The organism is Mumia sp. Pv4-285, assembly GCF_041320275.1.
Taxonomy (GTDB): Bacteria; Actinomycetota; Actinomycetes; order Propionibacteriales; family Nocardioidaceae; genus Mumia; species Mumia qirimensis.
Map to the genome: position 1 here is coordinate 3,164,033 of NZ_CP162023.1, position 25,951 is coordinate 3,189,983.

General features: G+C 67.3%; 29 protein-coding genes and 1 tRNA gene. 21 read left to right on the plus strand and 9 right to left on the minus strand.

Translation table 11 applies throughout. From position 1 onward, the window contains the following. Positions 1 to 129 precede the first annotated feature (129 nt). The gene (locus AB3M34_RS15220) at positions 130 to 1,497 is read right to left on the minus strand and encodes an NAD(P)-binding protein (RefSeq protein ID WP_370615137.1); all 1,368 of its coding nucleotides are present in this window, start codon (positions 1,495 to 1,497) and stop codon (positions 130 to 132) included. Between the two features lie 343 nt (positions 1,498 to 1,840). Between AB3M34_RS15220 and AB3M34_RS15225 the strand changes: the two genes are divergently transcribed. From AB3M34_RS15225 to AB3M34_RS15235, 3 genes are all read left to right on the plus strand, one after another. Beyond that, positions 1,841 to 3,973 (plus strand): DEAD/DEAH box helicase, encoded by a 2,133-nt coding sequence (locus AB3M34_RS15225; RefSeq protein WP_370615139.1) that lies wholly within the window; start codon positions 1,841 to 1,843, stop codon positions 3,971 to 3,973. A gap of 83 nt (positions 3,974 to 4,056) precedes the next feature. Then, positions 4,057 to 4,773 carry an alpha/beta fold hydrolase gene (locus tag AB3M34_RS15230; RefSeq protein WP_370615141.1) on the plus strand — a complete coding sequence of 239 codons (717 nt, stop codon included), beginning with the start codon at positions 4,057 to 4,059 and terminating at the stop codon, positions 4,771 to 4,773. A 106-nt stretch (positions 4,774 to 4,879) separates the two neighbouring features. After that, positions 4,880 to 4,952: transfer RNA gene (locus AB3M34_RS15235), tRNA-Lys, on the plus strand. A gap of 23 nt (positions 4,953 to 4,975) precedes the next feature. On the opposite strand, the gene AB3M34_RS15240 is transcribed toward AB3M34_RS15235, so the two are convergent. Together AB3M34_RS15240 and AB3M34_RS15245 are read right to left on the minus strand one after the other, a co-directional pair. Then, the gene (locus AB3M34_RS15240; RefSeq protein WP_370615142.1) at positions 4,976 to 6,196 is read right to left on the minus strand and encodes a tyrosine-type recombinase/integrase; all 1,221 of its coding nucleotides are present in this window, start codon (positions 6,194 to 6,196) and stop codon (positions 4,976 to 4,978) included. Between the two features lie 9 nt (positions 6,197 to 6,205). Then, complete coding sequence (locus tag AB3M34_RS15245) at positions 6,206 to 6,406, minus strand: helix-turn-helix transcriptional regulator (protein WP_370615143.1); 201 nt, start codon at positions 6,404 to 6,406, stop codon at positions 6,206 to 6,208. Positions 6,407 to 6,725: 319 nt separating this feature from the next. On the opposite strand from AB3M34_RS15245, the gene AB3M34_RS15250 reads away from it, so the two are divergent. The 4 genes from AB3M34_RS15250 to AB3M34_RS15265 all read left to right on the plus strand — a co-directional run bounded on the left by AB3M34_RS15250 (position 6,726) and on the right by AB3M34_RS15265 (position 9,226). Beyond that, the gene (locus AB3M34_RS15250) at positions 6,726 to 7,079 is read left to right on the plus strand and encodes a hypothetical protein (RefSeq protein ID WP_370615144.1); all 354 of its coding nucleotides are present in this window, start codon (positions 6,726 to 6,728) and stop codon (positions 7,077 to 7,079) included. Positions 7,080 to 7,266: 187 nt separating this feature from the next. After that, positions 7,267 to 7,668, plus strand: coding sequence for an SgcJ/EcaC family oxidoreductase (locus AB3M34_RS15255; RefSeq protein WP_370615145.1), 402 nt, complete (start codon positions 7,267 to 7,269; stop codon positions 7,666 to 7,668). A gap of 8 nt (positions 7,669 to 7,676) precedes the next feature. After that, a complete protein-coding gene (locus tag AB3M34_RS15260; RefSeq protein WP_370615146.1) occupies positions 7,677 to 8,624 on the plus strand; it encodes an RNA polymerase subunit sigma-70 in 948 nt (315 codons plus the stop codon). A gap of 242 nt (positions 8,625 to 8,866) precedes the next feature. Beyond that, entirely contained in the window at positions 8,867 to 9,226 is a 360-nt protein-coding gene (locus tag AB3M34_RS15265) for a hypothetical protein (protein ID WP_370615147.1), read from the plus strand. A 212-nt stretch (positions 9,227 to 9,438) separates the two neighbouring features. Here AB3M34_RS15265 and AB3M34_RS15270 read toward each other — a convergent pair whose 3' ends face one another. Further along, positions 9,439 to 9,849: an Ohr family peroxiredoxin gene (locus tag AB3M34_RS15270; RefSeq protein ID WP_370615148.1), complete on the minus strand. Its 411-nt coding sequence runs from the start codon at positions 9,847 to 9,849 to the stop codon at positions 9,439 to 9,441. 177 nt (positions 9,850 to 10,026) lie between these two features. On the opposite strand from AB3M34_RS15270, the gene AB3M34_RS15275 reads away from it, so the two are divergent. From AB3M34_RS15275 to AB3M34_RS15295, 4 genes are all read left to right on the plus strand, one after another. Continuing rightward, positions 10,027 to 10,836 carry a helix-turn-helix domain-containing protein gene (locus tag AB3M34_RS15275; protein WP_370615149.1) on the plus strand — a complete coding sequence of 270 codons (810 nt, stop codon included), beginning with the start codon at positions 10,027 to 10,029 and terminating at the stop codon, positions 10,834 to 10,836. A 400-nt stretch (positions 10,837 to 11,236) separates the two neighbouring features. Further along, on the plus strand, positions 11,237 to 11,872 hold the full coding sequence (locus AB3M34_RS15285) for a dihydrofolate reductase family protein (protein ID WP_370615150.1): 636 nt from the start codon (positions 11,237 to 11,239) through the stop codon (positions 11,870 to 11,872). A gap of 49 nt (positions 11,873 to 11,921) precedes the next feature. Next, positions 11,922 to 12,245 carry a YciI family protein gene (locus tag AB3M34_RS15290; RefSeq protein WP_370615152.1) on the plus strand — a complete coding sequence of 108 codons (324 nt, stop codon included), beginning with the start codon at positions 11,922 to 11,924 and terminating at the stop codon, positions 12,243 to 12,245. Continuing rightward, positions 12,242 to 13,474 carry an RNA polymerase sigma factor gene (locus tag AB3M34_RS15295; protein ID WP_370615153.1) on the plus strand — a complete coding sequence of 411 codons (1,233 nt, stop codon included), beginning with the start codon at positions 12,242 to 12,244 and terminating at the stop codon, positions 13,472 to 13,474. Before AB3M34_RS15290 ends, AB3M34_RS15295 begins: the two co-directional genes overlap by 4 nt. Positions 13,475 to 13,503: 29 nt before the next feature. Here AB3M34_RS15295 and AB3M34_RS15300 read toward each other — a convergent pair whose 3' ends face one another. Together AB3M34_RS15300 and AB3M34_RS15305 are read right to left on the minus strand one after the other, a co-directional pair. Beyond that, the gene (locus AB3M34_RS15300) at positions 13,504 to 13,827 is read right to left on the minus strand and encodes a hypothetical protein (RefSeq protein ID WP_370615155.1); all 324 of its coding nucleotides are present in this window, start codon (positions 13,825 to 13,827) and stop codon (positions 13,504 to 13,506) included. Between the two features lie 111 nt (positions 13,828 to 13,938). Further along, entirely contained in the window at positions 13,939 to 14,166 is a 228-nt protein-coding gene (locus AB3M34_RS15305) for a FitA-like ribbon-helix-helix domain-containing protein (protein WP_370615156.1), read from the minus strand. Between the two features lie 75 nt (positions 14,167 to 14,241). Here AB3M34_RS15305 and AB3M34_RS15310 point away from each other — a divergent pair, with 75 nt between their 5' ends. From AB3M34_RS15310 to AB3M34_RS15320, 3 genes are read left to right on the plus strand one after another with little or no spacing between them, the layout of a single operon-like run. Further along, on the plus strand, positions 14,242 to 14,628 hold the full coding sequence (locus AB3M34_RS15310; protein WP_370615157.1) for an ArsR/SmtB family transcription factor: 387 nt from the start codon (positions 14,242 to 14,244) through the stop codon (positions 14,626 to 14,628). Further along, positions 14,625 to 15,755 (plus strand): SRPBCC domain-containing protein, encoded by a 1,131-nt coding sequence (locus AB3M34_RS15315; RefSeq protein ID WP_370615158.1) that lies wholly within the window; start codon positions 14,625 to 14,627, stop codon positions 15,753 to 15,755. The genes AB3M34_RS15310 and AB3M34_RS15315 overlap by 4 nt, the downstream gene beginning before the upstream one ends. Before the next feature lie 5 nt (positions 15,756 to 15,760). Then, positions 15,761 to 16,216 carry a hypothetical protein gene (locus tag AB3M34_RS15320; protein ID WP_370615160.1) on the plus strand — a complete coding sequence of 152 codons (456 nt, stop codon included), beginning with the start codon at positions 15,761 to 15,763 and terminating at the stop codon, positions 16,214 to 16,216. 379 nt (positions 16,217 to 16,595) lie between these two features. Here AB3M34_RS15320 and AB3M34_RS15325 read toward each other — a convergent pair whose 3' ends face one another. Both AB3M34_RS15325 and AB3M34_RS15330 read right to left on the minus strand, forming a co-directional pair. Then, positions 16,596 to 17,279, minus strand: a complete 684-nt coding sequence (locus AB3M34_RS15325) for a type 1 glutamine amidotransferase domain-containing protein (RefSeq protein ID WP_370615162.1) — start codon at positions 17,277 to 17,279, stop codon at positions 16,596 to 16,598. A gap of 294 nt (positions 17,280 to 17,573) precedes the next feature. Continuing rightward, entirely contained in the window at positions 17,574 to 17,801 is a 228-nt protein-coding gene (locus tag AB3M34_RS15330; RefSeq protein ID WP_370615164.1) for a FitA-like ribbon-helix-helix domain-containing protein, read from the minus strand. 262 nt (positions 17,802 to 18,063) lie between these two features. Between AB3M34_RS15330 and AB3M34_RS15335 the strand changes: the two genes are divergently transcribed. Then, positions 18,064 to 20,055: a glycoside hydrolase family 3 protein gene (locus AB3M34_RS15335; RefSeq protein WP_370615166.1), complete on the plus strand. Its 1,992-nt coding sequence runs from the start codon at positions 18,064 to 18,066 to the stop codon at positions 20,053 to 20,055. Between the two features lie 118 nt (positions 20,056 to 20,173). Next, positions 20,174 to 20,395: a hypothetical protein gene (locus tag AB3M34_RS15340; protein ID WP_370615168.1), complete on the plus strand. Its 222-nt coding sequence runs from the start codon at positions 20,174 to 20,176 to the stop codon at positions 20,393 to 20,395. Positions 20,396 to 20,422: 27 nt separating this feature from the next. Here the strand turns inward: AB3M34_RS15340 and AB3M34_RS15345 are convergent, their stop codons facing one another. Beyond that, positions 20,423 to 20,791 (minus strand): hypothetical protein, encoded by a 369-nt coding sequence (locus tag AB3M34_RS15345; RefSeq protein WP_370615169.1) that lies wholly within the window; start codon positions 20,789 to 20,791, stop codon positions 20,423 to 20,425. A 223-nt stretch (positions 20,792 to 21,014) separates the two neighbouring features. Here AB3M34_RS15345 and AB3M34_RS15350 point away from each other — a divergent pair, with 223 nt between their 5' ends. The 5 genes from AB3M34_RS15350 (at position 21,015) to AB3M34_RS15370 (ending at position 25,937) form a co-directional block, all read left to right on the plus strand. Continuing rightward, entirely contained in the window at positions 21,015 to 21,710 is a 696-nt protein-coding gene (locus AB3M34_RS15350) for a hypothetical protein (RefSeq protein ID WP_370615170.1), read from the plus strand. Further along, entirely contained in the window at positions 21,710 to 22,156 is a 447-nt protein-coding gene (locus tag AB3M34_RS15355) for a phage holin family protein (RefSeq protein ID WP_370615172.1), read from the plus strand. Before AB3M34_RS15350 ends, AB3M34_RS15355 begins: the two co-directional genes overlap by 1 nt. Beyond that, positions 22,129 to 22,737 (plus strand): DUF3618 domain-containing protein, encoded by a 609-nt coding sequence (locus AB3M34_RS15360; RefSeq protein WP_370615173.1) that lies wholly within the window; start codon positions 22,129 to 22,131, stop codon positions 22,735 to 22,737. The genes AB3M34_RS15355 and AB3M34_RS15360 overlap by 28 nt, the downstream gene beginning before the upstream one ends. A 770-nt stretch (positions 22,738 to 23,507) precedes the next feature. Continuing rightward, a complete protein-coding gene (locus tag AB3M34_RS15365; RefSeq protein ID WP_370615175.1) occupies positions 23,508 to 24,929 on the plus strand; it encodes an AAA family ATPase in 1,422 nt (473 codons plus the stop codon). 321 nt (positions 24,930 to 25,250) lie between these two features. Beyond that, complete coding sequence (locus tag AB3M34_RS15370; RefSeq protein ID WP_370615176.1) at positions 25,251 to 25,937, plus strand: hypothetical protein; 687 nt, start codon at positions 25,251 to 25,253, stop codon at positions 25,935 to 25,937. Positions 25,938 to 25,951: the final 14 nt, after the last annotated feature.

A 25,951-nucleotide genomic window follows, 5' to 3' on the forward strand; every position in this document is an offset into this window, starting at 1 on the left:
GACCGCCCCAAAGGTGAATGAACGGTATGATTCACGTCACATTCCCGACAAATAGTTGCCGGTTTTGTTGCACCGGAGGCACCTGCGCTGGCCGTAGCCCGCCCTTGATCGCGAGCACCGCCGGCTTGGTCACCGCAGCTCGGCGAGCCTCGCGAGTCCGGGACCGGCGTGCGCGGCCATGCGTGCGCGCGCGTCGTCCAAGGCGGCAGAGTGGCCTTGGGCCTGCGGGCTTTGCGAGGGGTTGAGCGCCACCTGGTCCGACCACTCCACGATGTCGGGCTCGGCCGAGAAGGACATGGCGGCCCGGCTGCCCAGGAGCACCATCTTGACCCACCCCGCCGTCGAGTTGCCGTACGGCGTCGGAGGGCACAGCCGGTTCTTCTCGTCGTCGCGTTCGCGGGTCGCCTCGACGTACCCGGTCACTGCGGCGCCGAAGCAGGGGAAGCCGGCCCTGATCGGCTGCAGGGTGATCTCCTCCGGCCGCCAGACGGGGACGAGCGGTGGATTCTTCAGACCGTCCGCCGCGCAGTGGACGACGAGCGCGTCCTCCGCGACCTCGACCGACCCGTCGGCGAAGGTTAGCGTGCCCCGGCCGACCGACTGGACGTGACCACGACGGACGACGTTCTCGATGGTCCGGAGCTGGTCGAGCTCCCACTGGGCGAGCGTCGGCGCCTTGGCCATCGTCGGCGTGAGAGCGCGGTCGATGCGCAGCATGATTCCCGCTTCCTCCATCCGGAAGAACAGGTCGTCGAGGGAGGACGCCTCCTCGGCCGCCTGCATGATGCCGGCGACCATGCCGAGGAACACGGCGGCGTCAGGCTGGACCAACGCCCGGTTGAACATCCACGGCTCGCGGGGGCGTACCCAGCAGATCGCGTCGGGATCCACGCCGCGCGACAGGAGCCAGATGCACGCATCGGTCGCGGTCTTGCCCGACCCGACGACGACGTACTGGCTCGGCGCCTCCTCCAGCCGGGCGAGCTCGTTGACCGCGACCACATGAGCATTCTCGTCGACCGCGAACGGCGGCGGCGTCTCCGCGGGGATGCTCGGAGCCAGGTAGCGGGCGTCGACGACGCGGCAGCGCTCCGCCGCCTCGAACCGCTCCCCCGAGATGTGCGAGACGACGGTGCGGTCGCCGACGTACTCGCAGTTGGGGTAGAACTCCACCCGTCCCGAGGCCAGCAGATGGTCGAGCACCTGGGCGTAGTAGGCGCAGATCTCCGGCTGGGTGGCCCGCTCCTGCAGGCCCTCCTCGGGTCCGCTCTGCTGCAGCTGGCCGCCGCCGAGCAGCGTCGAAGGCACGCCGTAGAAGGCTGAGGCCTGATGGAGTCGTACGAAGGGGTACGCCTCGAGCCAGTGCCCACTGACGCTGTGGCGACGGTCGACCAGCGCGACGCGGACGTCGGCGTGGCCGGTCAGGGCGTCGGTGAAGGCCATGCCCATCGCGCCCGCGCCGACCACGAGGTAGTCGGCATCGATCGTGCGCGTCACCGCTCCAACATCGCACCGGGGCAGGTCAGTGTCCACGGCGCTTGCATGCGGGATCGCGCTTCGGCGCGGCGGCGCGACGTGCCCGACCGGCGCATCCTCCGGCGCACGGGCAGCCCGTGCGCGTATCATCGAAGGCGCAGCCATCCAGAGGCCAGTACGAGGACACCGGCGCTCGCCGTCTCCTCCGCCGTCGTCAGCAGCCGCTCGACGGACTTCTACGCTCGCTGGGGCCGCGCAGGTCTCGGAGCCGAGATCTCCTGCGCCGCCGCACCGGGGCCTCCGGGCGGCCGTCGTCGGTGCACCTCGCTCCGGCGACACAGCGTACGAATCCTGAGGAGGATCGTTGGCTCAGCCGGCCAAGCGTCGACCGGACCCCCGTCGCAAGGGTGGTCCGCGCCGACAGCAGCGCGCACGCAACGCCGACGTGGACAACGTCGGCATCCTCCCTCTGCTCGCGCAGGCCGTCCGCGAGGTCGAGCGCGCCGTCCTCCGGGGTACGGCGACCACCTCGACGCGGACCGCCTTCCAGGTCATCGCACTCCTCGTCCGCGAGGAACGCGCCCGCGTGAAGGTGGACGAGATCCCCGAGTCACGCCGTACGGAGCAGCTCAAGCGCCTCGACGGGATCGCGACGATCCTCGCCACGACGGCCGCACGGGACCCTTCCCTCTTCACGCTGCTCGCCGACGACGCCGTCCCCTCCCCCGCTGCGACGAAGCTTCGGCGCGACATGCTGACCGCCGCCGGCCTCGAGGTCGAGGACGAGCCGGAGCCCGAGCCGACGGATGCGCCGGCCGCTCCCGCACCGCGCACGGTCGTACCTCAGTCGGTCGCGTCACGACAGCTCGCGAACCCCTTCCTCACCCCCGACTTCTCCGCGGCGGCCACCCCCCGCCGTACGTCCGGTGGCCGGCTCGCCAACTGGGAGCTGATCGAGCCGCTGCTCCGCTCGTTCGAGCGCGGCGGCCCCGCGTCGAGCATGGAGCTCCCGGACCCGACGTCCTTGCACACTGCGGCCGACTACGACCTCATGCCGCACCAGGCCGCGCTGATCGCGTCGGCTGCCGAGGGCCACCGCACCTTCCTGCTGGCCGACGAGCCGGGTCTAGGCAAGACGGCCCAGGCGCTGCTCGCCGCCCAGGCCGCCAACGCGTACCCGTTGCTCGTCGTCGCCCCGAACGTCGTCAAGATCAACTGGGCTCGCGAGGCGGCGCTCTGGACGCCTCGCCGCAGCACGACGGTGATCCACGGCGACGGTCACACCATCGACGGGTTCGCCGACATCGTCGTCGTGAACTACGAGGTGCTCGACCGCCACGTCGGCTGGCTCGGCGACCACGGGTTCCGCGGGATGGTCGTCGACGAGGCGCACTTCATCAAGAACCGGAAGTCGCAGCGCTCCCAGCACGCCCTCGAGCTCTCGGAGCGCATCCGCGCACGCACCGTACGACCGCTGCTGATGGCGCTGACCGGCACGCCGCTGATCAACGACATCGACGACTTCCGTGCGATCTGGCAGTACCTCGGCTGGATCGACGACCGCAAGCCGATGCCGGAGTTGATGGCAGCGCTGGAGGACACCGGGCTCGCCCCGGGTGAGCCCGGCTTCTATCCCGCCGCGCGCAAGTGCGTCGTGGACCTCGGCATCGTGCGACGCCGCAAGGTCGACGTCGCCGCCGACATCCCCGCACGACGCATCGCCGACATCCCGGTCGAGCTCGACGACGAGACCGGCCGCTCGATCCACGCGGCCGAGCAGGAGCTCGCTCGCCGCATGATGAAGCGGTACGACACGGCGCTGGAGACACGCAAGTCCGGCAAGGTCGTCGAGGGCATCGACCACGAGCTCGTACGCCTCGTCGCCAAGTGGGAGCGCGAGGAGGACTCGAACGAGACCGGCAACGTGTTCGGCATGATGCGCCGGATCGGTCTCGCGAAGGCCGGGCTCGCCGCCGACTACACGGCGCAGCTGGCGCGCAGCGTCGGCAAGGTCGTGTTCTTCGCGAAGCACCTCGACGTCATGGACGTCGCCGAGGAGACGCTCGCCAAGCGTGGTCTGCGCTACTCGACGATCCGCGGCGACCAGACCTCGACGCAGCGGCAGCGCGACATCGACGCGTTCGTGAACGATCCCGAGGTCGCCGTGATCGTCTGCTCGCTGACCGCCGCCGGTGTCGGCGTCAACCTCCAGGTCGCGTCGAACGTCGTGCTCGCCGAGCTGTCGTGGACCGACGCGGAGCAGACGCAGGCGATCGACCGCGTCCACCGCATCGGGCAGGGAGAGCCCGTCACGGCGTGGCGCATCATCGGCGCACAGACGATCGACGCCAAGGTGGCCGAGCTGATCGACTCCAAGGCGCAGCTCGCCGCCACAGCGCTCGATGGTTCGACGGAGGAGACGCACGCGTCGGCCGACGTCCAGCTCGAGGCGCTCGTCGCGCTGCTCACGGAAGCCTTGGAGGAGCGAGGAGTCTGATCGACATGGGCGCGGTGATCGAAAGCCGTTTCAGCACCGGTCTCCCTTATCTCCGGATGGGAGACGGGCCGCCGTTAGTCGTCGTGTCAGGACTGACGCCCGAGCACGCCAACCCGACGGGCATGCAACGGCGCATGATCCTGTCGTGGGCGGCGTCGTTCACCGACCACTTCACGGTGTACGTCACCAACCGCCGACCCGGTCTCGAGCCCGGCGCGACGATGTCCGACATCGCCGCGGACTACGCCCACGCGATCGAGCACGACCTCGGGGGGTCCGCGTTCGTGCACGGCACGTCGACCGGCGGCTCGGTCGCCCTCCAGCTCGCGATCGACTCCCCCGGTCTCGTCAAGCGCCTCGTGATCGCCGCATCTGCCTGCCGGTTGTCGGCGCATGGCCGGCACGTCCAGGCTGAGGTGCTGCGCCTGACCCGTGAGGGAGACGGCCGTGGAGCCACCGCCGTACTCATGGAGGCCCTCGCCCCACGGCCCCTCACCTACCCCGTACGAGGGGTGGGGTGGCTCGTCGGCGGGAGCTTCGCGAAGGGCGATCGCAGCGACATGATGATCACGATCACGGCGGAGGACGTCTTCGACGCGGGGCCCGAACTCGGCCGCATCCAGGCGCCGACGCTCGTGATCGGAGGGGCCGCTGACCCCTTCTACTCGGAGGACCTCTTCCGGCGCACCGCCGCCGGGATCCCGCAAGGAAGAGCGGTCGTTCTGCCTGGCAAGTCCCACATGTACGTCGCCGGTTCCAAGGTGCCGGCCGCCATCGCCCTGGGCTTCCTGCTGGGATGACGGGGCGCTCGGCGTGAGCCCCGCCACAAGGGACCCCTCGATTTTGGACTCCCCAATCGCCCTGCTAAAGTTCCAACTGCTTCGGACGACGGTTCAGAGGCACCACGCGCCATTAGCTCAATTGGCAGAGCAAGTGACTCTTAATCACTGGGTTCGGGGTTCGAGTCCCTGATGGCGCACAAACAAGCAGGCCAGATACCCCCTAGGGGTTCTGGCCTTCTTCTTTGCCCTCGGAAAACCCTCGGAACTGACGCTCAGGCACGGCGTCACCGAGCGCGGACTCGAGCGCCGTGGCGGCCTGGGAGTCGACCTTCCGCCGCATCAGGTACACGTCCTGGGTCATCGACGGCCGCGCGTGGCCGAGCTGGTCGGCGACGAGCCGCGCGGACAGCGCAGCCTCGTCCAGGATCGTCGCCGCGGTCTTGCGGAACGTGTGCGAGGTGACCCAGCTGAAGTCCTCGCCGCGAGCATCTCGGAGGTCGCGCCGGACGTTCGCGGGGTCGCGGAACCCGCCATTCGTGTCAGGGAAGACAGGTTGGTCGAGCCGTGCTCCCGTCACGAAGCGACGGTGGAGCACCTGGACGGCGCTGAACGGCATGCCGAGCGTCCGCTCGCCGGCGCTGCTCTTGGTGCTCTTCCGGACCAGGCCCTCGCCCTTCACACGAATCAGCGTGCTGGTGATTCGTACCGTGCCTGACTCGAGGTCGACGTCCGACCACACGGTCGCGAGGGCCTCCCCGATCCTCACGCCGGTCGCCAGCATGAAGAACACCAGATCCGGAAGGTCCTTTTGCCACGCTCGCTCGTGCGCGGCCAGTTGGCGAAGGTAGGTGACGCGCTCGTCGTCCGTCAGGCTTCGCGGTTGGCGACGTGACCGGGCTTCGATCCGGTCGACCTCACGAACAGGGTTGTGCGCCACAGCGCCGAGCCTGACGGCGAGCGACATGACGCCCGAGATCACGCTCTTGGCGCTCTTGGCCGTCGCGGGGCTGATCCGAGTGCGCAGCGAGCTCAGGCAGCGGTCGACGAGCGGCGTGGTGAGCTCTCCGAGTCGGACTTCGCCCATGGCCGGCAGGACATGGTTGCGCAGCTGCCCCCTGTACGTCTCCACGGTCCCCGGTGACCGGCGGCCGTCCTCCACCATCGTGTCCAGGCGCTGGAGCCAGACGTCGGCCGCAACCGCGAACTTGGTCATCCCGGTGAGATCACCACGTGTCGCGGTGGACGAGCGCTCCTGCAACCTCGTTCTCAGGTTCTGACGTGCTTGCGTGGCCGTTGCGCCGGTCGCCTGCATCCGCCGGATATGGCCGTCGAAGTCGCGGAAGTCAGTGACGGCGACGTACCGCTGCACGTCACCCTTCCGTGGAGTGGGGTTCGTACGGATGAGACCCCAGCTGCCGATCGGGATCGGTGGGCGTGCCATGTCGGCGCCTCAGGTGGCGACGGCCTGCGCATCGACCCAGGCGTCGACCTCTGCTGGCCGGTAGCGCAGGTAGCCGCCCACGCGGTAGCTCTTTGGGCCGATTCCGTGGCATCGCCACTGGTAGAGCGTCTTCACCGCAACGCCCAGGTACGCCGCTGCCTCGGCGACCGTCCAGAGCTGCTCGAACCGGCTCGGTACGTCGTTCTCCATCGTTCTCCCCCATCGCTTGGCTGTGCCTCTTCTCAGAGTGCGCGGGAGTCGGCGTCAAGGGAGGGGTTGCGTCAACCGAAGTCATCAGGTGTCCACCCCTCCACAGGCTGGGTCGAAGACGTTGACAGGGCCACGATCGAGGGCTTGCTGACGACGGTCACGTGACGGCGCACGGCGAGTGCAAGAGGTGTGAGCCTTCCGCCCTCGACTCACTGCGCTTGCGGATGAAAGGCAATACCACGTCCTCAGGGCCGTTATCGCGCGGCGCTGCCCAGGTGACATCACGCGAGGTGAACCCCCGCACCTCGACACTGAGCCCATGAGCGCAGCACGGTGGTGGGGAGGGTGGCTCGTCACTGTGGTGGTGGGCTACGGGATTCTGCCGGCCGTGATCGGATTCTGGCCATGGCTCTCGGATGCACCTCCTGCCGGATGCGAAGCGCCTGCCTGGTGTCTGTCCAGCCGCGAGCAAGGGCGCTTCGTGCTCCTCGTCTGGTCGCTAATGGCGCTGCCGTTCGTGCTACCCGCAACCTTCGTCGTGCTGGTCCTCATCCGATGGGCGATGGCGCGTGGCGAGAGTCCTATGCTGACGCCCTCGCGCGTCCTCGGTGTTCTTCGCCTGGCAATCCTTCTGATCCCTTCGGCCTTGGCCTTCATGGCGGTCGCGAGCTGAAGACCCCCGCCGCGCGAGCAAGCTCCCTCCCTGATTGCCGGAGTCTGTGAGCAGCGCGGGGTAGGGCCGATGACGCCAGCCGAATCGGCACAAGTAAGTTGCCCCGCCGGCGATCAGTTTGGGGTGTTCCGTCGGTATGTATCTGTGAGATCGCCGGAAGAGCCGGCGGAGCGACGAAGGAGACTCCATGACGGAGAGCCGCACCACGGACGAGGCCGCTATCCAAGAGGTTCTGGATAATTCCTACCGTGCCTGGGCCTCTGGGGACGCCGACGGGATGGTCGCCAGCTATACCCCTGATGCCACTGCGATCATGCCCGGCTCCTTCCGAGGCAGTCGGGACGAGATCCGAGAAAGTATGGCGTTTGCTTTCGCCGGACCACTTCACGGCACTTCGACAGTCAACGAGAGGATCGGTGTCCGATTCGTCGGCAGCGATGCCGCTATCGTCTTGACCCAGTCCGGAATCCTCTTTCCTGGCCAGTCCGAGGTGCCAGCTCAGGGAAGGGTCAGTTGCACGTGGGTGATGGAGAGGCGAGACGGGCGCTGGCTGATCGCCGCCTACCACAACAGCCCTACGCAGAGGTGACACCTGCATTGACGGAGTTCGACGCCGGGCTGGAACAGTACCGTAGCGAGTTGGTCGCCTACTGCTACCGCATGGTGGGGTCGGCAAACGACGCCGAGGATCTGGTGCAGGAGACGCTCCTGCGCGCCTGGCGGGCGCGTGAACAGTACGACACCGCGCGCGCCTCGATCCGCACCTGGCTGTACCGGATTGCGACGAATGTCTGTCGGACCGCGCTTGCTGGCAACGGTCGTCGTGCCCTCCCGTCAGGCTTGGTCGCGCCGCGAGATCCGCTGGCGCCGTTCGCGCTGGAAACGGAGATCCCATGGCTCCAGCCTCTGCCCGACTCAGCGGTCGAGGCGACAGACCCGGCTGTCGCTTCAGCCGCTCGCAGCAGTTTGCGCCTTGCCTTCGTCGCGGTCCTACAGCATCTGTCGGCCCGACAACGTGGGACTCTGATCCTCCGTGACGTCCTGGCATTTTCCGCGGCCGAGACAGCCCAGATACTCGACATGACGGTCGTTGCGGTCAACAGCTCGTTGCAGCGAGCCCGGTCCCGGATCCGAGAAGTCGGCCGTGGGTCGGAGATCGTCGAGGTACCCACAGCAGGCGAGCAACGCCTGTGGCTTGAGCGCTACATGGCAGCCTTCGTCGCTGCCGACGTCGAGGCCCTCAAGCAACTCTTGGCGGCCGACGTCGTGATGGAGATGCCGCCATTGCTCAACTGGTTCCGAGGCCCGCACAACTACGGTCTCTTCATGGACTGGGTATTCGACGCCAACGGAAGGGACTGGCGCCTCCTGACCGTGGCCGCAAACGGGCAACCAGCCTTCGCCGCATATAACCGAGTCGAGGGCGAATACCGCCTGCACACTCTGCAAGTCTTCACCGTCACCCACGCCGGCATCAGCCGCAACTCAGTCTTTCAAGACCCCGAGATCTTTGCGGCCTTCAAACTGTCGCTGACGCTCAACTGAACGTGCTCAACGGATCAGAGCGAGGACTTCGCGCCATTGGTATCGAGATGAGGCCGAGGGGGCTGCCCCGAGTCAGGTTGACACCTGACCTGTGAGGGTTTCGCGCTCGCTGAGAGGACGTCGACCGTTGCTAAGCCCTTTCCCAAGTTCCGCGACGATGTCGTGGCTGTGGCCCGCAAGGGCCAGGCGCCCCTGCCTCAGATCGCGAAGGACTTCGGCATCTCCGAAGGCTCGCTGGCGAAATGGATGAGGCGCGCGCTGACATCGAGGACGGCAAGCGCCCCGGTATGACCGACGACGACCGCAAAGAGCTGCACGAAGCGAACAAGCGGATCCAGCTCCTGGAGCAGGAGAACGAGGTTCTGCGCAGGGCTGCCGCGGGTGGTTCACAACCGGCCCAACTTTCGAAGAGCGTTGACAGAGCAACAACACCGAATCGAAAGCTCCTTGCTTCGCCGGTCGCCTCATTGTCGGTCATCTTCGCTGTCCTCGATTCATGGTGTTTAGCTGTCCCCCTATTGACTGCCGTGCAGGCCTCAACTCCTCTGCACACGCGAGGCACGATCCCCAGTCGGTTGAAGTGGGGCTTCCTCGACAGCTGAAACTGCTGGCACGGCCGGTTGGCAACGGCGCCATCCATCCAGCAGCGCGCCCTCAACGCCGCGGACGGGCGCTTGACATCAGGTGCGACTCCCGCTGGTTGACTGGCAGGCACGGGAGTTGCTGGGCCGGGAGTAGTGCCGGAGAGCGTGCCGCCCAGTACCCATGATTTCGTCGAAAAGAGCAGGCGTCGCCTGACGGCACGGGTCTCGGTCTATTCGACGACGACCTCGACCGGGATGGTTCCCCGGGTGGCGCTGGAGTACGGGCAGGAGCGGTGTGCTGCTTCCACCAACCGGTTGCCGGGCTCGCCGCTCAGGTGATCGGGCAGCCCGACCCGGAGCGCGGCGGCCAGGGTGAAACCCGCGCCGGCCGGAACGAGGCTGATCTCGGCGGTGACCGCGACGTCCGTGGCGTCCAGGCCGTGCCGCTGCGCGATCAGATCCAAGGTCGTGGCGAAGCAGGCGGCCCAGCCTGCGGCGAACAGCTGCTCGGGATTGACGCCGTCGCCGGTTCCGCCCATCTCCTTGGGCAGTGCGAGCTGGACATCCAGCTGCCCGTCGGAGGTGACGGCGCGGTCGTCGCGACCGGACGAGGTGGCGACGGCGGTGTAGGTGGGGTTCATAGTGTTGCCTTCCGAATGCGTGGCTGTGGACGCCGTTCACTATCGCCCGGGCGAAGCGCGACATCCATTACCTCCTTGGTGCAGCCATTCGCATTACCGGGCAGGTAATGGATGGTCGGCGGGCCCTCGTCGTACGCTGACCCGCCATCGAGACCTCAAAGATTGCGACACCGCCAGATGACCGTAGAAGCACGGGTAGAGCCACAGACCGTCGGCGAGCTGATCCGCTTCTGGCGACTGCACCGGCGGCTCAGTCAGCTCGAGTTGGCCCTCGACGCCGAGATGTCGACCAAGCACCTCAGCTTTGTGGAGACGGGGCGCGCGCAGCCCAGCCGACAGCTGCTGATCCACCTGTCGAATCACCTCGACCTGCCCATGTCCGAACGCAACCACGTGCTTTTGGCCGGTGGTTTCGCCCCGATGTACCTCGATGAGCCGTACGACTCTGAGGCGATGAGGCTGCTGCGCGAGTCTCTAGGCCGGTTGCTGGATGCGCATATGCCCAACCCGGCGCTGATAGTTGACGGGTTGTGGAACCTGGTCGACGCCAACGACGCAGCGTCCCTTCTGTGGCGCGGAGTGGATCCCGAGCTCCTGAAGCCACCGCTGAACATGCTGCGTCTGTCGGTCCATCCCGGCGGCCTGCCCAGTGTCTCGTCCATGACCGCCGCCTGCAGCCTTCCGCTGATACAACGGCTGAGACGCACGGGCCGCGACAACGCCGACCAGGCACTCGTCGAGCTGATCGACGAGGTCGAGTCCTACCTGCCGGACAAAGCGCCGACGGTGGCCGCCCAGCAGCCGATGGTCACGCTCGAGCTCCGCACGCCATTGGGCCCGGTCCGGCTGTTCACGTTGATCGCAACGATCGGCGCTCCACTGGAGGTTACGGCCGCGAGCCTCGCGATCGAGACATTCCTTCCCGCCGATGGTGAGAGCGCGGACCGCCTGCGCGAACTAGCGTCGAATGACGAGTGCCGACCGTGATCTTGTCGAGGACTCGTGGGCCCCGCCTGGTGACGATTCGCTGCGGCGGGACCCTCATCGATGCCGACCACCACCTCCTCGCGCTGTGGACAGCAGTGTGCGCGGAACACGTCCTCGACCTCTTCGAGTCCCCCGCTGCGACCCGGGTCCGCCATGCCGGCCGAGCATTAGACCCGCGTCGTGTCGTCAGCGCCCATCGATCTCCCGTCTGATGGGTGCGCGGCGGTGTAGGCGTCGCGGACACGGGCGGGGATGCGCCCATGTGTTGGGCACGCGACACCCGCGGCTCCCCGACGTCAGCGAAAAAATCGTGAGCGATGTCCGATCGACGCCTCCGTCTTCGTAGAAGAGGTGAGTCCGGCCGAAAGGCGGCCGAACACCCCATCAACCGGAGGCGATCATGAAGCTCACGACCATGACCCAGATCAGTGTCGACGGAGTGATGCAAGGAAACGGCAGCGCATCGGAAGATCGCAGGAACGGGTTCGAGCGCGGCGGATGGGCGTTCGGCAAGGGGGACGACGAGACCCGCGACTTCATCGCCCAGACCTACAAGCGTGCCGATGCGTTCCTGTTCGGACGGTGGACGTACGAGCTGTTCGCCCAGTCGTGGGGGTCGATCCAGCCCATGAGCACCCACCCGATCGGTGTGGCCTTGAACGAGCGCCCGAAGTACGTCGCGTCGACCACGCTCACCGATCCGCGATGGTCGAACACCACCGTCCTGGATAGCGACCTCGCACTGGCCCTCAGCGAGTTGAAGGCCAACCCGGGCGGCGAGCTGCAGGTGCACGGCAGCGGCGCACTGACCCGGTGGCTGTTGGCGCACGACCTGATCGACGAGATGACGCTGATCGTCGTACCCGTGATCGTCGGTCAAGGTGCGAGGTTGTTCCCCGAGAGCGGTCGGGACGTCGCCCTGGACCTCGTCGACTCACGGGTCGACTCGAAGGGTGTGGCGATCCAGGTCCACCGGCCGGCTGGGCGCCCGACGTACGCCGATCCGTTGCGCGACCTGCGGCCTCAGCCAGCCTGACGCCGCGACCACCGGAGCAACAACCGACACCAAAGGAGAAGATGTTCAGATGCGCTATCTCGTCTCCGTGATCGATGACTTGGAAAGCCCCGGGAGCGCCGACAGGCGGTCGGCCATCAGCGCGTTCAACGAACGACTGATCGCCGACGGCTACTGGGTGTTCGCGGGCGGTCTCGCGGACCCCGACGCCGCCACGGTCATCGACTCCCGCGGCGAGGAGCCGGTCTTCAGCGACGGCCCGTTCCTCGAGTCGAAGGAGTACCTCGCCGGCGTCTGGGTGTGGGAGGCACCGGACCGGGACGTGGCGCTCAAGCTCGCCACCGAGGCGTCGGCGATCTGCGACCGCAAGCTCGAGGTCCGTCCCTTCCTGTGAGCGACATCGCGGACGCCGTCACGCACGCGCACCACGCCGAATGGGCTCGGCTCGTCGCCGTCCTGACGCGGCGCTTCGGCGATCTCGACATCGCGGAGGAAGCCGCAGCCGACGCCTTCGCCACCGCCGTCGCGCGCTGGCCCTCCGACGGTGTGCCGCCCAACCCCGGCGCGTGGCTGACGACCACCGCCAGCCGCAAGGCCATCGACCGGATCCGGCGGGAGAGCAAACGCGACGACAAGCACAAAGAGGCGCAGGTGATCCACGACAGTCCCGCCGAGCCGCACGGTGTCGTCGACGATGACCGGCTTCGGCTGATCCTCACCTGCTGCCACCCGGCGCTGGCAATGCCCGCCCGTGTTGCTCTCACCCTGCGCATGGTGGGCGGGCTCACCGTGCCGGAGATCGCGCGGGCGTTCCTCGTACGGGAAAGCAGCATGGAGAAGCGCATCACGCGTGCGAAGGCGAAGATCAAGGCGGCGCGGATCCCCTACCGGATTCCGTCCGCCGACGACCTCCCTGCCCGCGGCTCGGGAGTGCTCGCAGTCCTCTACCTCGTCTTCAACGAGGGCTACCTCGCCAGTGGCGCCGACGCCGACCCCATCCGCCACGATCTGACATCCGAGGCGATCCGCCTCGCCCGCCTGGTCCACGCCCTCCTGCCAGACGACGGAGAGGTGGCCGGCCTGCTGGCGCTCATGCTCCTCAGCGAGGCCCGCGTACCGGCACGGATCGCGGCCAACGGCGAGCTCGTCGCCCTCGACGAACAGGACCGTACGGCTTGGGACGCTGAGCTGATCAGTGAGGGTCATCGCCTCGTACGCGAGCGGCTCGTCGCCGCGGCCGCCGGGACCCCTCCCGGTCGGTACCAGATCCTGGCCGCGATCAACGCCGTACACACCTCCGCCCGCGACAGCAGCCACACCGACTGGTCACAGGTCCTCGCCCTGTACGACCAGCTCACCCGTCTCGACCCGTCCCCGGTCGTCGGCCTCAACCGCGCCATCGCCGTGGCCGAGCTCGACGGCCCAGAGGTGGCACTGGCCATCGTCGACAACCTCGCTGAGCCGTTGAACGACTACCACGCCTACCACGCCACTCGCGCCGACCTGCTTCGCCGGCTCGGTCGCGAGCAGCAGGCTCGGGAGGCCTACACCCGGGCCATCGACCTTGCCGGCAACACCGGCGAAACGGCGACGCTCGAGCGCCGGCGCGGCCAGCTGCAGTAGCGGCCACGCGGATGAGTACCGCCGCAGCGTCAGCTCGCGTGCTTCCCGGCATCCCATGGGTTGATGCATCGAACGCCGAGTGGTTCGAAGTGCTGGGAGGTTCTGCTGACGATCGTCATCTCAGCCGCCTGGGCGATCGCGGCGATCAGGGCGTCGTCGAGCGGCGCATGTCCTGGGACTCGATAGGTTGCCAAGACCCGGGCAGCAGACAGGTCGAACGGCAGCACTCGATCCGCGAAGGCGGGCCGGACGTGCTCGTCGAACCAACGGCGCAACACGTCGCCTTGGGCTGGGTCGGAACGTTCCTTGGCAAGGATGCCGCGCTCGATCTCGGCGATCGTGGTGGCCGCCACGAACTGATCCTTGGCGGCCACCGACGCTGCCCACGACTCCACCAACGGGTTGCGACCGCGGACGCAACGCAGAGACCACATTCGTGTCGAGTACGTACTGCACTGCTCGGCTCAGAACTCAGCCGTGCGGGCCGTGAGCCGCAACCGCTCGGGCTCGAAATCGATGTCAGCGCCCTCGTCGGTGCTCAACAGGTCGACGAGCGTGGCCGGCTCGCGCTCGAGCGCATCGGCGAGTATCTCGCGTGCCTCGGCCTCCACCGAGCGATGATGACTCTTCGCTCGGGCCTTGAGCGCGGCCTTCGTGCCGGGCGGAAGGTTGCGGATGAGAATCTGCTCCACAACTGTCACCTCCGATATCGCTGACGCGGTATCACGCTTGTTGCGCCCAAATCATCCGTAGATTACCCTGTGGTTATGGAACCGAATGGTAATGTACTGGAAGAGGCCGACCGTCGTCTCGATGTCGCCTTCTCCGCTCTGGCCGACCCCACCCGCCGGGCAATCCTGACTCGCCTGTCGAGGAGCGAGGCCACGGTGCTGGAACTGGCCGAGCCATTCCCGCTGAGCCAGCCGGCGATCTCCAAGCACCTGAAGGTCTTGGAACGCGCCGGCCTGATCACCCGCCGCCGCGACGCACAGCGTCGCCCCTGCCGGCTCGAGGCAGACGCGCTGCGCGGCGCCACCGACTGGCTGGACGAGTACCGGCAGTTTTGGACCGAGAGCTACGAGCGACTCGACACGCTGCTGGCCGATCTGCACCCGGCCAACCCGGAAGCCGGCGGTCCGGGAGAGCAGCGATGAGGACCACCGGCGACGTGATCATCGAGCCGCGTCATGCCCGAGACCTGGTGATCACCCGCACATTCGCCGCACCGCGAGAGCTGGTGTTCGACGCATGGACCCAGCCCGAGCTGCTGCGACAGTGGTACGGGCCGCGGGGCTGGCAACTGACCACCTGCGAGATGGACCTCCGGGCGGGGGGCCGGTTCCTGTTCGTCTTGGAACGCCCGAATCGGGCGGACATGGCGCTGCGGGGCACATACCAGGCCGTGGACGCCCCGACCCGGCTAGCCACGTCCGAGCGGTGGGACGACGACTGGACCGATGGTGAGACACGTACTACGACGATGTTCGACGAGCGCGACGGTGTCACCACGGTCTCCCGGATCATCGAGTTCACCTCCGCCGCCGCCCGTGACCGCGCCCTGGGATCGATCGGCCGCGACGGCCTGGAGGAAGCGTTCGAACGGCTGGACGATGTGGTTAGGGCCGGACGCGACGACGCCGCCCGCCCTGTCGCCGGCCAGAACCACGCTAGCCCCAGCGACGTGGGCCGGGACGATATCGCCAGCCGCTACCGGCGCCGCGCGGCGCGCTTTGAAGAACTGATCTCGGGGGTGGGCACTGTCGCGTGGGCATCGCAGTCCCCGTGCCAGGACTGGACCGCCCGCGACGTCGTTGACCACGTTGTTGACATGCATGCCGCCATGCTTGCGCCACTGGGCCGCTCCCTAGGTCCGGAGTCCTCGGCCGTGGCCGGTCCGATCGACGCCTTCACCTCCGCGCGGGCCCAGCTGCAGCTCGCTCTAGACGACCCGGCAGTTGCGGGGACCGCGAGCGACACCCCAACGGGAACACTGACCTTCGCCGAGCACGTTGACGCGGCACTGAGCGTCGACCTGGTCATGCACGGGTGGGACCTAGCCCGGGCAACCGGCCAGGACGACACCATCCAGGACGAGGACCTACAGCTGTTGTGGCCGATCGCCCAGGCCATTCCCGAGCAGTTCCGCGTTCCCGGCGCCTTCCGCCCCGGGCTCGTGGTCTTCGGCCCTCAGGTGCCGGTCGCCGCCGACGCAGCCCTGCAACACAAGATCCTTGGCATGTACGGCCGCGACCCCGCCTGGCAATCGCCACCGGCCGCCTGACCGACATGGAGCTCGAAGTGGAGGACGGGCATGCCCCGGCCGGTTCGGGAGGCAAGCAACTCCGACGCAGCACTCTGGCAGTCGCCGCAGGGTTCGTCCTCCCCCTCATCTTGTCAAGAAGCGCTGACATCCTGCTCGAGAACACCGGCGTGTTCCCCACTGTGGCCCAGCAGCGAGCGGACGGATTCGATGTGCTTTGGATGAACATCCTCGCGCTCTGCTATCGAATGGCATTCGGCGTACTTGGTGGTTTCGTGACCGCCGCAGTCGCGCCGAACCGCCCCGCACGCCATGTTCAACTTCTGGCGATCATCGCCACAGCAGTCGCGGTAATCTCCAACGTCGCCGTGGCCACGATACCGGCGACAGCGAATGTGCTCCCGGCATGGTTCGCTGTCGCGCTGGTGCTCATCGTCTACCCGACTACATGGCTCGGGGGACGCTGGTACCTACGCAAGTAACCCTTCGGTTAATGCTCCGTCCTTGGGCGCGAAACGCCGCGAATCAGCCAGGATTGCCGAGACGCCGCCCGATCGAACCCACCACAGGTCAGTGCACTTTTCGAGCAGACCTTCGAACCCGCGAAAACCGCTCTGGACAACATGTCGTCTTCGGCTGAGGCCCTACACGTTTTCGGTGAGGGTTGACAGGTTCTTCGGTTGATTGCCGACACTCGCGAGTATGCGGGGGTTCAGTGTGACTGAGACCAAGCAGGGTCACTGCGCCCTGACAACCTCTGAGCCGCTGCAGCAGGAGAGGCCCCTCCGCGATCGACATCGCCGGGTCGAACGCGCGCCAAGTCCTGCCGGAAACGTTTTCACGCCCAGATCCGGTCTTCGGCTACGCAGCGAGCGCGGCCAGGAGGGAGCGTGAAGCGTGGTCGGCCGAGCGCATGTTCTGCCCGGTGATCAGTGAACCGTCCGTCACGACGTGCGACGTGAACACAGGCGCCTCGTCGAACACGGCACCCAGCTCGACAAGACGTTCCTCCAAAAGGAACGGCACGAGCCCTTCTCGCCCGAGCTCGACCTCCTCCTGGGTGGTCAACGCGGTCACCTTCCGGCCCTGGACCAAAGGGTGACCTGTCCGTGGGTGCCGACCACATAGGGCGGCAACCCCGTGGCACACCGCTGCCACTGGCGTGCCCGCATCCAACGCAGCGGCGATGAGCGTCGCGACCGTCGGATTGTCGGGAAGATCCCACATGCCACCATGGCCGCCCGCGAAGAAGAGACCGTCATATTCGTCAGCCGACAGTGTCGACAAGGGACGCGGATCGCGAAACATCGCCATTGCCATGGTGTCGTGTGTGAGGCGCTCCAAGGCGACCGTCTCGACGCCCTCCCCGAAGCTCAACGGGTCGATGGGCGGCTCCCCACCCTGCACGGAGGCGACCGCAACTTCCACACCGGCCTCAGTCAGCACGTAATACGGAGCCGCGAACGTTTGTAGCCCGACGCCCGTCGGCAATCGCGATGAGCCGAGCTGACGATGAGAGGTCACGACGATGAGCACGCGCGCCACCGGGTGCGCCTCCCTCCCATTCACTCCCCACGGGCTGTCGAATGCTTGACCGTGCGTCAGCCGAGCATTCAGTTTGGGCCACGATCATATTTAGCCAGCACTCGACCTGCGAAGGCGGGCAGGACGTGCTCGTCGAACCAAAGGCGCAACACCGCCTTGGGCTGGGTCGGAACGCTCCTTGGCAACAATGCCGCGCTCGATCTCAGCGACCGTGGTGGCCGCCACAAACTTTGCGACCACGGACGCGCAACGCAGAAACCACACCCGTGTCGAGTACGTACTGCACCGGTCAGCTCAGCACTCAGCCGTGCGGGCGGTGAGCCGCAACCGCTTGGGCTCGAACTCGATGTCAGCGCCCTCGTCCGTGCTCAACAGCTCGACGAGCGTGGCGGGCTCGCGCTCAAGCGCATCGGCGAGCATCGCGCGTGCCTCCGCTTCCACCGAGCGATGATGACGCTTCGCTCGCGCCTCCAGCGCAGCCTTCGTGCCGGGCGGAAGGTTGCGGATGAGAATCTGCTCCACGACAGTCACCTCCGATATCGCGGCACCGATATCCCGCTTCTCGTGACACCCTCCGCGGGCGCGGCCGAGGCCTCGGGCGCGCGCCGAATGCTCGTTGACCGAAGAGCCCAAAAGAGGCTCACCGCTGGTGGTGACGGTTCCGCCTCGAGAGGCGAGGCACCGCGCTGAAGTCGGAATTGCTCCACCTTGACGGTCATTGTGACATCGGACACAGTGAGCGCGGGGTCGGTGTCGCGGCCCCCACTCGACGGAGGGAAGCATCGTGAGCAGAAGTAGTTGGCGCGGGTGGGTGGCCGCCGTCGGGGCGAGCGGGATCGCGCTGGCGACACTCACCGCGCCGGCCACCGCCGATGCTGGAGACGACATCGAGGCGATCATCGACAGGATGTCCCTTGAGGAGAAGGTCGGGCAGATGTTCGTCCCCTACATGTACGGGACGACCATCGACGAGGCAGACCCGCGCAACATCCCGGCCGCCGGAGTGCCGAGCATCGGCGCGATGATCGACGAGTTCCATCCCGGCGGGATCATCTACTTCGGCTGGTCGAACAACCTCCGATCCCCAGATCAAGTCGCCCGGCTGTCCAATGATGTCCAGGCCCGGGCCATGAGCGGTGGCCATGGCGTCCCCATGACGACGTCCATCGACCAGGAGGAGGGCGTCGTCGTCCGTCTGCCCCAGCCGTCCGCCCAACTGCCCGGCGCGATGGCGCTGGGGGCCACCCGCGACGCCAGGCACGCCCGTGATGCCGCGCGCATCACGGCCGAGAAGCTCTCCGCCGTCGGGGTGAACCAGAACTACTCACCCATCGTGGACGTCAACTCCAATGCCATGAACCCCGTCATCGGGGTGCGCGCATTCGGGGGTGACACCGACCTCGTCTCTGCGCTGGGCGCTGCTCAGGTGAAGGGCTTCCAGGACGACGGCGGGATCTCCGCCTCCGTCAAGCACTTCCCCGGCCACGGCGATACCGCGGTCGACTCGCACTACGGCGTCCCACTCATCGACAAGTCCGAGGAAGAGTTCCGCACCGAGGACCTCCCGCCCTTCCAGGCCGCTATCGACGCCGGGGCCGACTCGATCATGACCGCACACATCGTCGTGCCCGTCCTCGACCCCTCAGGTCGGCCTGCCACCTTCTCCGCTCCGATCCTCACCGATCTGCTCCGTGAGGAGATGGGTTTCGAGGGCGTCATCATCACCGACTCATTGAGCATGCAGGGTGCCCGGGAGGAGTTCGGCGACGACCGCGTGCCCGTCGAGGCCATCCTCGCCGGGGCGGACCAGATGCTCATGCCGCCTAACCTGCGGGTCGCCTACGACGGTGTCATGGCCGCCGTAGCCGACGGAGAGATCACCGAGGAGCGGATCGACGCCTCGGTGCGACGGATCCTCGAGATGAAGAAGAAGCGGGGGGTCCTCGACGACCCCATTGTCGACGTGGGCGCGGTGGACGACGTCATGGCCACCCCCGAGCACTACGCCACCGCCACCGACATCGCCGATGACAGCGTCACGCTGCTAAGCAACCACGGCCGGCTGCTCCCGCTGGCCGAGGGCGCCGACGTCTTCCTCACCGGCTGGGGCGGCAGCGCCCGGCTCGATTCCATGGCCGAGGAGCTCACCGACCAAGGGGCCGACGTGACCGTCCACCCGGCATCCGATCCCACTGGCCCTCAGATCGAGGCAACGGTCACCGCATCGGCCGGGCACGACGTCGTGGTCGTCCTCACCCAGTCCGCCGGGTACGCACCGAGTGCGGCACAGCAGGCGCTCGTCGCCGCCCTCGCGGAATCGGACGTCCCGGTCGCACAAGTCGCGGTCCGCAACCCGTACGACGTCGCCAGCGCGGCCGAGACCGGGGCGGCCATCGCGACGTACGGCTACGCCGACGTCTCGCTGGAAGCGGCTGCGCGGGTGCTCATGGGGCGGGTCAACCCGGTCGGTCGGCTCCCCGTCGCGATCCCCGACGGCGCCGACACCCTCTTCCCGCTCGGGCACGGGCTGCACTTTGCCGTGACGCCGGAGCCGCCGGTCTTTGTCGACCGCACCGGCCGCGGCCAGGACACCTACCAGATCCCTGAGGTCCAGGGGGTGGACTACCTCGTGCGTGATCGCGTCGTCGCCCCCGGGATCTACCGGAGCAACAGGGACGTCGCCGTCACCGCCGTGACGCAGGAGGGCTACGAGTTGACGCAAGGCGCGGTCACCAGCTGGGAGTCAGACTTCACCGCTGGCAGGGCAGAGCGGTGAGCAGGTTGCACTGGAGCCTGTGCGGCCACGCACAGGCCTGACAGACGTGGTCACCGGTCGCGCGTGCGTTAACAGGGCAGCCAGCGCCTGCGTCCCTGATGGACCCGATATCCAGCCATTGGCCGAGCAGCCGCTCACCGTCGCCCGCCACGTGTGCCGAGTCCCCGACGACGACCCCGACGCGCCGACCATCGCCGCGGTCAATCGACTGCTCGACCTGTACGAGGAGCATCGAAAGCACTTCCCGCAGCGCAACCAGGACCTTCCCGGCTGGGACCTGATCTCCGCTGCCGCAACTGTGGCGCGAACCCCGACCGCACCGTTGCCTGCGACCGGGTGATTCTCCCCGGGAAGGGCGTACCGACGGTCACTGGCCGTACTTGCGATGGTTCCGACCGGCGACGATCCAGCCCGCGATGAGGGCGGTCTCCTCGGCCGCGTCGATCAGGTAGGTCCACCGGATCCGGCCGCGAGGCACGTAGATCAGGTCGATCGCCAGCAAAGTGGTGGCGGTCGAGATGCCGAGCCGTCTTGAATGCCGCCAGTCCTCAGCCGTGCCGGCTTTCCATTGGGCATAGCCGACGGAGGTGAGCATGCCGGCGACGGTGTACTCGAGCCAACGGTCGACCTTCGGACCGAACACGGCCTCGAAGCCACGCATGTGGACGAGCGGCCATAGGCCAGCGGCCATGTTGAAGGCACCGTGCGCCTTGCCCATGACCGGTGGTTGGAGCATGACGATGCGGTACCCACCGCTGGGCCTTCTATGAGACTGGCGATGGCGTGTCGGCCTGCTCATCGGCCAGGAACAGAGCGACGGCGACTGGACGAATGGGCGTCCTTCCGGGGGGTACTTGCTCCGCTACCAGAGGGGTGGCGCGCGACACGACGCCGGGAGAAGGACCCGACTTCGTGGTTTCCGCTCAGCCACCCTCGGGCCACCACACATGGAGGACGCCATGAGCACACCCGGATACACAGAGCCGCTCGCGCCGACCACACCGACCGCACGGGCGGATGAGGGTGGCGCCAAGGAGAACGCGCAGGCGGCAGCAGCCACCGCTGCCGACGAGAGCAGACGTGTCGGATCAGTAGCCAAGGACGAGGCAGCCAACGTCGTCGGAGAAGCCAAGGACCAGGCGGCGAACTTGATCGACCAGGCGAGGACCGAGCTCGACGAGCAGTCCCACGTCCAGCGCGACCGGCTGGTGAGGACACTGCGCTCGTTCACCGACGACCTCGACCAGATGACCGACCGCGCCGAGCCGGGGATGGCCGCCAATCTGGCACGGCAGACGTCCGGCCGGGTCCGGGACCTGACCGACGTCCTGGAACGGCGCGAACCGGTCGAGCTGCTCGACGACGTGCGCGACTTCGCGCGCCGCCGGCCCGGCACCTTCCTACTCGGCGCCCTGGCCGCCGGCGTGGTCGCCGGCCGCCTCGTACGCGGAGCGAAGGCAGCGAACGGCAGCGACGACCGTACGAGCACGACCGACGTCGCCCCGGTCTACGAAGACACCGACGTCGCTCCGGTCTACGAAGACGTGGCCGCGCAGACTCCGGCTGCTCCAGTCACTCCGGTGACGCCGGGAACCATGTCCGTCGACCCGGTGACCGACCCCGCCGCGAGCGAGCTGCCAGGCCGGGGTGTGTGATGAGCAACTTCGACCACGGCGCGTCGCCGTCCAGGCCACGCGACGTCGACGACTCGGGCAACGATGACACCCGGTCGTTGGGTGACATCGTGGGCGCCATCGCCAAGGACCTGAGCCAGCTCGTCAAGCAGGAGATGGACCTGGCGAAGACGGAGCTGAAGGCAGAGGCCACCAAGGCAGGCAAGGGTGCAGGCCTCCTCGGCGGCGCCGGCGTCGCCGCGCACCTGACCGCTATCGCTCTGACCTTCACGGTGATCTGGCTGCTCGACAACTGGATGCCCATCGAGGTAGCGGGGCTCATCCTCACCATCGTGTGGGGTGCAATCGCCGCGGTCCTCGGACTCCGCGGCCGCAAGGAGCTCCAGAAGGTCGATCCGACCCTGGAAACCACCCAGCAGACACTGAAGGAGGACGTGCAATGGGCCAAAGCACAGAAGAACAGCTGACCAACGACATCGCCGACACCAGGGAGGACCTGTCGCGCAACATCGACGACCTCGCCGACAAGGTCAGCCCCTCCCGCATGATGGAACGCCGCAAGGAGGCCGCCCGCGGCCGGATGCGCCGCATGCGTGAGGCGGTCATGGGATCCACGCAGTCCGCCACCCACACGGTCCGTGAAGCCGGGAGCACCGGCAGCAGCAAGATGGGCGACGCCACCGATGCCGTCGGCTCCGCCGCTCAGAGCACCGTGGACGCCGTTGGATCGCGCACGCAGGGCAACCCTCTGGCCGCCGGTCTGATGGCGTTCGCCGCCGGAGCGGTCATCGGCTCCCTGCTGCCAGCCAGCGAGAAGGAGGCCCAAGCTGCGAAACGGGTGGTGGATACGGCCAAGGACAAGGGGCAGCCCCTGATGGACGAGGCGAAGTCGGTCGCCCAAGAGATGGGCGGACAGCTCAAGGAGCAGGCCGCCGACGCAGCCGACCAGGTGAAGAGCACGGCTCAGGAGTCGGCACAGCACGTGAAGGACGAAGGGCAGTCCTCGGCGCAGACTGTGAAGGACGAGGCCAAGCCGCCGGCCAGCTGACCAGCAGGACTTGGGCAGCACGCGGTGCGCGAGCGCCGTCACGGCCGTGGCCGCGTCGGTGCTCGCGCACCGCTGCACGACCTACTCGTCCGCTGTGGCTCGAACAGAGCGCCACGGTGGAGGTGTCGAGGCACGGCCGGGATTCCTAGTTAGATGGGCGCATGTGGCCCGCCCTCATCGCTGTGCTGGGAACGCTCGCTGGTGGAAGCCTTGCCTTCGCCTATCAAGCCCAACTGGCGCGAACCGCCAGACGCAACGCAAACGCAGACAGACTCCACGCCGAGCGCTTGGAAGCCTGCTCAGCGTTGGGCGCCGCGTTGGTGGCGTACAGACATAGTCAGTTGGCAAGGCAGACACACCTGCTGAGAACCAACGCACCCTCGGAGTCACTCCGGGACGAGGTGCGTGCACGCAGGGGCGACGCGTGGGCCGCCTACTTTCGTGTCGAGCTACTCACCACAAACGAACGGGTCCTGGCTGCAGCGGCACAGTGCATGAACCAGATCCGCGAGTTGAAGAACGCCACGGAGCTCAAGCGCCTCGATGCCGACGCCGAGTCCGCTCGGCAATCGATCCATTCGCTCGTCAGAAGCGCGCGGGACGAACTGATCTCAGCCTAGGAGACAGCGGCTACTACGCGCGGAGTTCAGTTTTCGCTCGAGCTGGCGGGGGCCGTTCGCGGCTGGGGTGCATGGCTCGATCCTTCGGCCACGATCACGGATCCCGACGAGTTCACGGGGTTGCCGTGCGGCCCGTGGCAGAGTTCGCCCATGACCGACGTTCCAGACTTCGTCGACACGTTCTCCCGCTTCCTGCGCGAGGTCGTCGACCAGCACCAGCACCGCTCGACCTCGTCACCGCTCACGGCACTCGTCGACCGCCATCTCGGATGCGCCTCGACCGAGATCGCGGTCGTGACGGAACGACTCAGCAGGATACGGCTCGCTGACGCCGACGTTGCTCTGACGGAGTTGGCGCGTGATGGTCAGCTGGTCGGACTTGCGAGCCATCACGCGGGACACGGATCGTTCGCGGACGTCCTCCGCGGTGAGTTCGGCAGCACCGACGTCGGACCAGTTTCTTACGTGACGCTGCCCATCGGACCGGGCAAGGACCGCCAAGTCGTCTCGCACGGCGTATGGCTGTTCGAGCACGACGGCGTACCCCTCGCGGTGCGTCAGCGCGACGCCAACCCCATGTTCGGTCTTGGCTCCGCACAGCTCGAAATCGCATCACCCACCGCCGAGGCGACCTCACAGTTCCTCGCGAGCCTGCGCGCGCTGATGGCCGAACGCAGCGTCCTGCGCGGCCAGGTCGTTTCCTTCTCCGGTCAGCGCTACGACGAAGAGACCCTCGACGGTCTGTTCTTCCACGAACGACCCCACGTCCCGTCCGACGAGGTCGTCCTCCCACCGGGGACGCTGGAGCGAATCGAACGGCACGTCATCGAGATCGGCGCCAACCACGCGGCGATGCGCCGGGCCGGGCAGCACCTCAAGCGCGGCGTGCTGCTGTACGGACCACCCGGAACCGGCAAGACCCACACCGTGCGACACCTCGTCGGCAAGAGCGAAGGCGTCACCGCAATCCTGCTCAGCGGCAACGCGCTGGGCCTCGTGCGTGAGGCGAGCCAGATCGCACGCAGTCTGGAGCCGGCTATCGTCGTCCTGGAGGACTGCGACCTCGTCGCCGAGGACCGGGACATGATCGACTCACCCGACTCGATGCTGTTCGAGCTTCTCGATGCGCTCGACGGCCTCGACGGCGACGCCGACGTCGCTTTCGTGATGACCACGAACCGTCCCGACCTCCTCGAACGGGCCCTCGCGCGCCGTCCCGGACGCGTCGACCTCGCCGTCGAGATCCCGCTCCCCGACGCCGGCGCGCGAGCAGCACTCTTCACCCTCTACTCACGCGACCAGACGTTCTCACCAGACGCGCTCCAAAACGCCGCTGAGCGGGCCGAGGGCGTCACCGCGTCGTTCGCCAAAGAGCTCGTACGCCGCGCCGTCCTGCGCGCCGTCCTCGCCGACCGCGACGCCGCCGACGAAGACCTCGCAGCCGCCCTCGACGAACTGATGTCAGACCAGGAACTGTTCACGCGCAGCCTCCTTGCGTCCGGCGAGAGTGCATTCGCCCATCCCATCGACGACTGGGCAGACGTCTTCGACGACACCGACGATCCCGACTAAGCGCGTCGCCACATCGGACGAGAGGTGTGTCACCAGATCGGTGACACACCTCTTGCAGAATGCTCTGTGGTCGAGCGCCTCGGCGCGACGTGCCGCTTCGCGGGAACCGAAGTGACTCCCGGTTGCAGGCCATCCAACACACCTGCGGGCGCCGTGGCCACGGCTCGGTGTCCGCTATCCCGATAGAACCAACGTCGAGAGTTCATGCATGGCAATCGATGCGGACGAACTTGGCCAACGCCCTGCCTGAACTCGCTATTCTCGATAGGTTCGGCGACTATGCACGGCCACTGCAACTGCGCGCTCGAGAGGAACTAGGCGATGACCACGAGCTCGAGCGGCGCTTTGGACCGGCCATCGCACACGCGGACCCAGCATGCGTTGCGCCTTCTCGTGCTCGCAGACCGCACCGGTGAGGCGTCAGCTGACGGCGACCCTTCGGTGGCGGTGAAGGCTGTACGCAGCGAGTTGCGGTTGCAGGCGATGGACTTCTGGATGCGAAATCCGGACTACTTGGCCGACGAGGTCATCTCGCAGGTCGTAGACGGGACACTCGGAAACAAGTACTTGAAGGTCGCCCGGAGCTTGTTGGAGGACCCGGAGCCGGACCTGCACCACTACCCAATGCCGCGTTGGTTCTACGGAGCGTACGAGGCCATTGACGATGCGATGTCGTTGCTGGAGACGTACGGCTTGGCGACGTTCCGTCGTTCTGGTACGCCGGGGACAAAGAGTCACCGCAATCAGGTGTTCATCACGGCGGACGGTGTGGCGGCGGTGGCGGAGGTCGCAAAGGATTCGGAGCTGGACTGGTACACGCGGCAGGCGGACCTCGTGGCCCTAGTCGCTGGCGATACGGTCGGGACGAAGTTGAAGGAGCGGCAGTACGAGCAGGCGACGTACGCCGGGACGCAGTTGGGTTTGGATATTGCGCCTATCGCTGATCATGTGCGGAAGCGCCTTGACGGTCTCGATGCCACCTCGGGTGGTTCTGGAGGTGGCATGTGAGTGCGCTTGCTGAC

Excerpts from the sequence above, each read along its gene's own strand:
- AB3M34_RS15255 (WP_370615145.1), top strand. The coding sequence starts at position 7,267 with ATGACGGAGAGCCGCACCACGGACGAGGCCGCTATCCAAGAGGTTCTG.
- AB3M34_RS15320 (WP_370615160.1), top strand. The coding sequence starts at position 15,761 with ATGGAGCTCGAAGTGGAGGACGGGCATGCCCCGGCCGGTTCGGGAGGC.
- AB3M34_RS15355 (WP_370615172.1), top strand. The coding sequence starts at position 21,710 with ATGAGCAACTTCGACCACGGCGCGTCGCCGTCCAGGCCACGCGACGTC.
- AB3M34_RS15265 (WP_370615147.1), top strand. The coding sequence starts at position 8,867 with ATGGATGAGGCGCGCGCTGACATCGAGGACGGCAAGCGCCCCGGTATG.
- AB3M34_RS15250 (WP_370615144.1), top strand. The coding sequence starts at position 6,726 with ATGAGCGCAGCACGGTGGTGGGGAGGGTGGCTCGTCACTGTGGTGGTG.
- AB3M34_RS15245 (WP_370615143.1), bottom strand. The coding sequence starts at position 6,406 with ATGGAGAACGACGTACCGAGCCGGTTCGAGCAGCTCTGGACGGTCGCC.
- AB3M34_RS15360 (WP_370615173.1), top strand. The coding sequence starts at position 22,129 with ATGGGCCAAAGCACAGAAGAACAGCTGACCAACGACATCGCCGACACC.
- AB3M34_RS15315 (WP_370615158.1), top strand. The coding sequence starts at position 14,625 with ATGAGGACCACCGGCGACGTGATCATCGAGCCGCGTCATGCCCGAGAC.
- AB3M34_RS15285 (WP_370615150.1), top strand. The coding sequence starts at position 11,237 with ATGAAGCTCACGACCATGACCCAGATCAGTGTCGACGGAGTGATGCAA.
- AB3M34_RS15275 (WP_370615149.1), top strand. The coding sequence starts at position 10,027 with ATGACCGTAGAAGCACGGGTAGAGCCACAGACCGTCGGCGAGCTGATC.
- AB3M34_RS15290 (WP_370615152.1), top strand. The coding sequence starts at position 11,922 with ATGCGCTATCTCGTCTCCGTGATCGATGACTTGGAAAGCCCCGGGAGC.
- AB3M34_RS15345 (WP_370615169.1), bottom strand. The coding sequence starts at position 20,791 with ATGCTCCAACCACCGGTCATGGGCAAGGCGCACGGTGCCTTCAACATG.
- AB3M34_RS15240 (WP_370615142.1), bottom strand. The coding sequence starts at position 6,196 with ATGGCACGCCCACCGATCCCGATCGGCAGCTGGGGTCTCATCCGTACG.
- AB3M34_RS15370 (WP_370615176.1), top strand. The coding sequence starts at position 25,251 with ATGACCACGAGCTCGAGCGGCGCTTTGGACCGGCCATCGCACACGCGG.
- AB3M34_RS15365 (WP_370615175.1), top strand. The coding sequence starts at position 23,508 with ATGACCGACGTTCCAGACTTCGTCGACACGTTCTCCCGCTTCCTGCGC.
- AB3M34_RS15310 (WP_370615157.1), top strand. The coding sequence starts at position 14,242 with ATGGAACCGAATGGTAATGTACTGGAAGAGGCCGACCGTCGTCTCGAT.
- AB3M34_RS15350 (WP_370615170.1), top strand. The coding sequence starts at position 21,015 with ATGAGCACACCCGGATACACAGAGCCGCTCGCGCCGACCACACCGACC.
- AB3M34_RS15270 (WP_370615148.1), bottom strand. The coding sequence starts at position 9,849 with ATGAACCCCACCTACACCGCCGTCGCCACCTCGTCCGGTCGCGACGAC.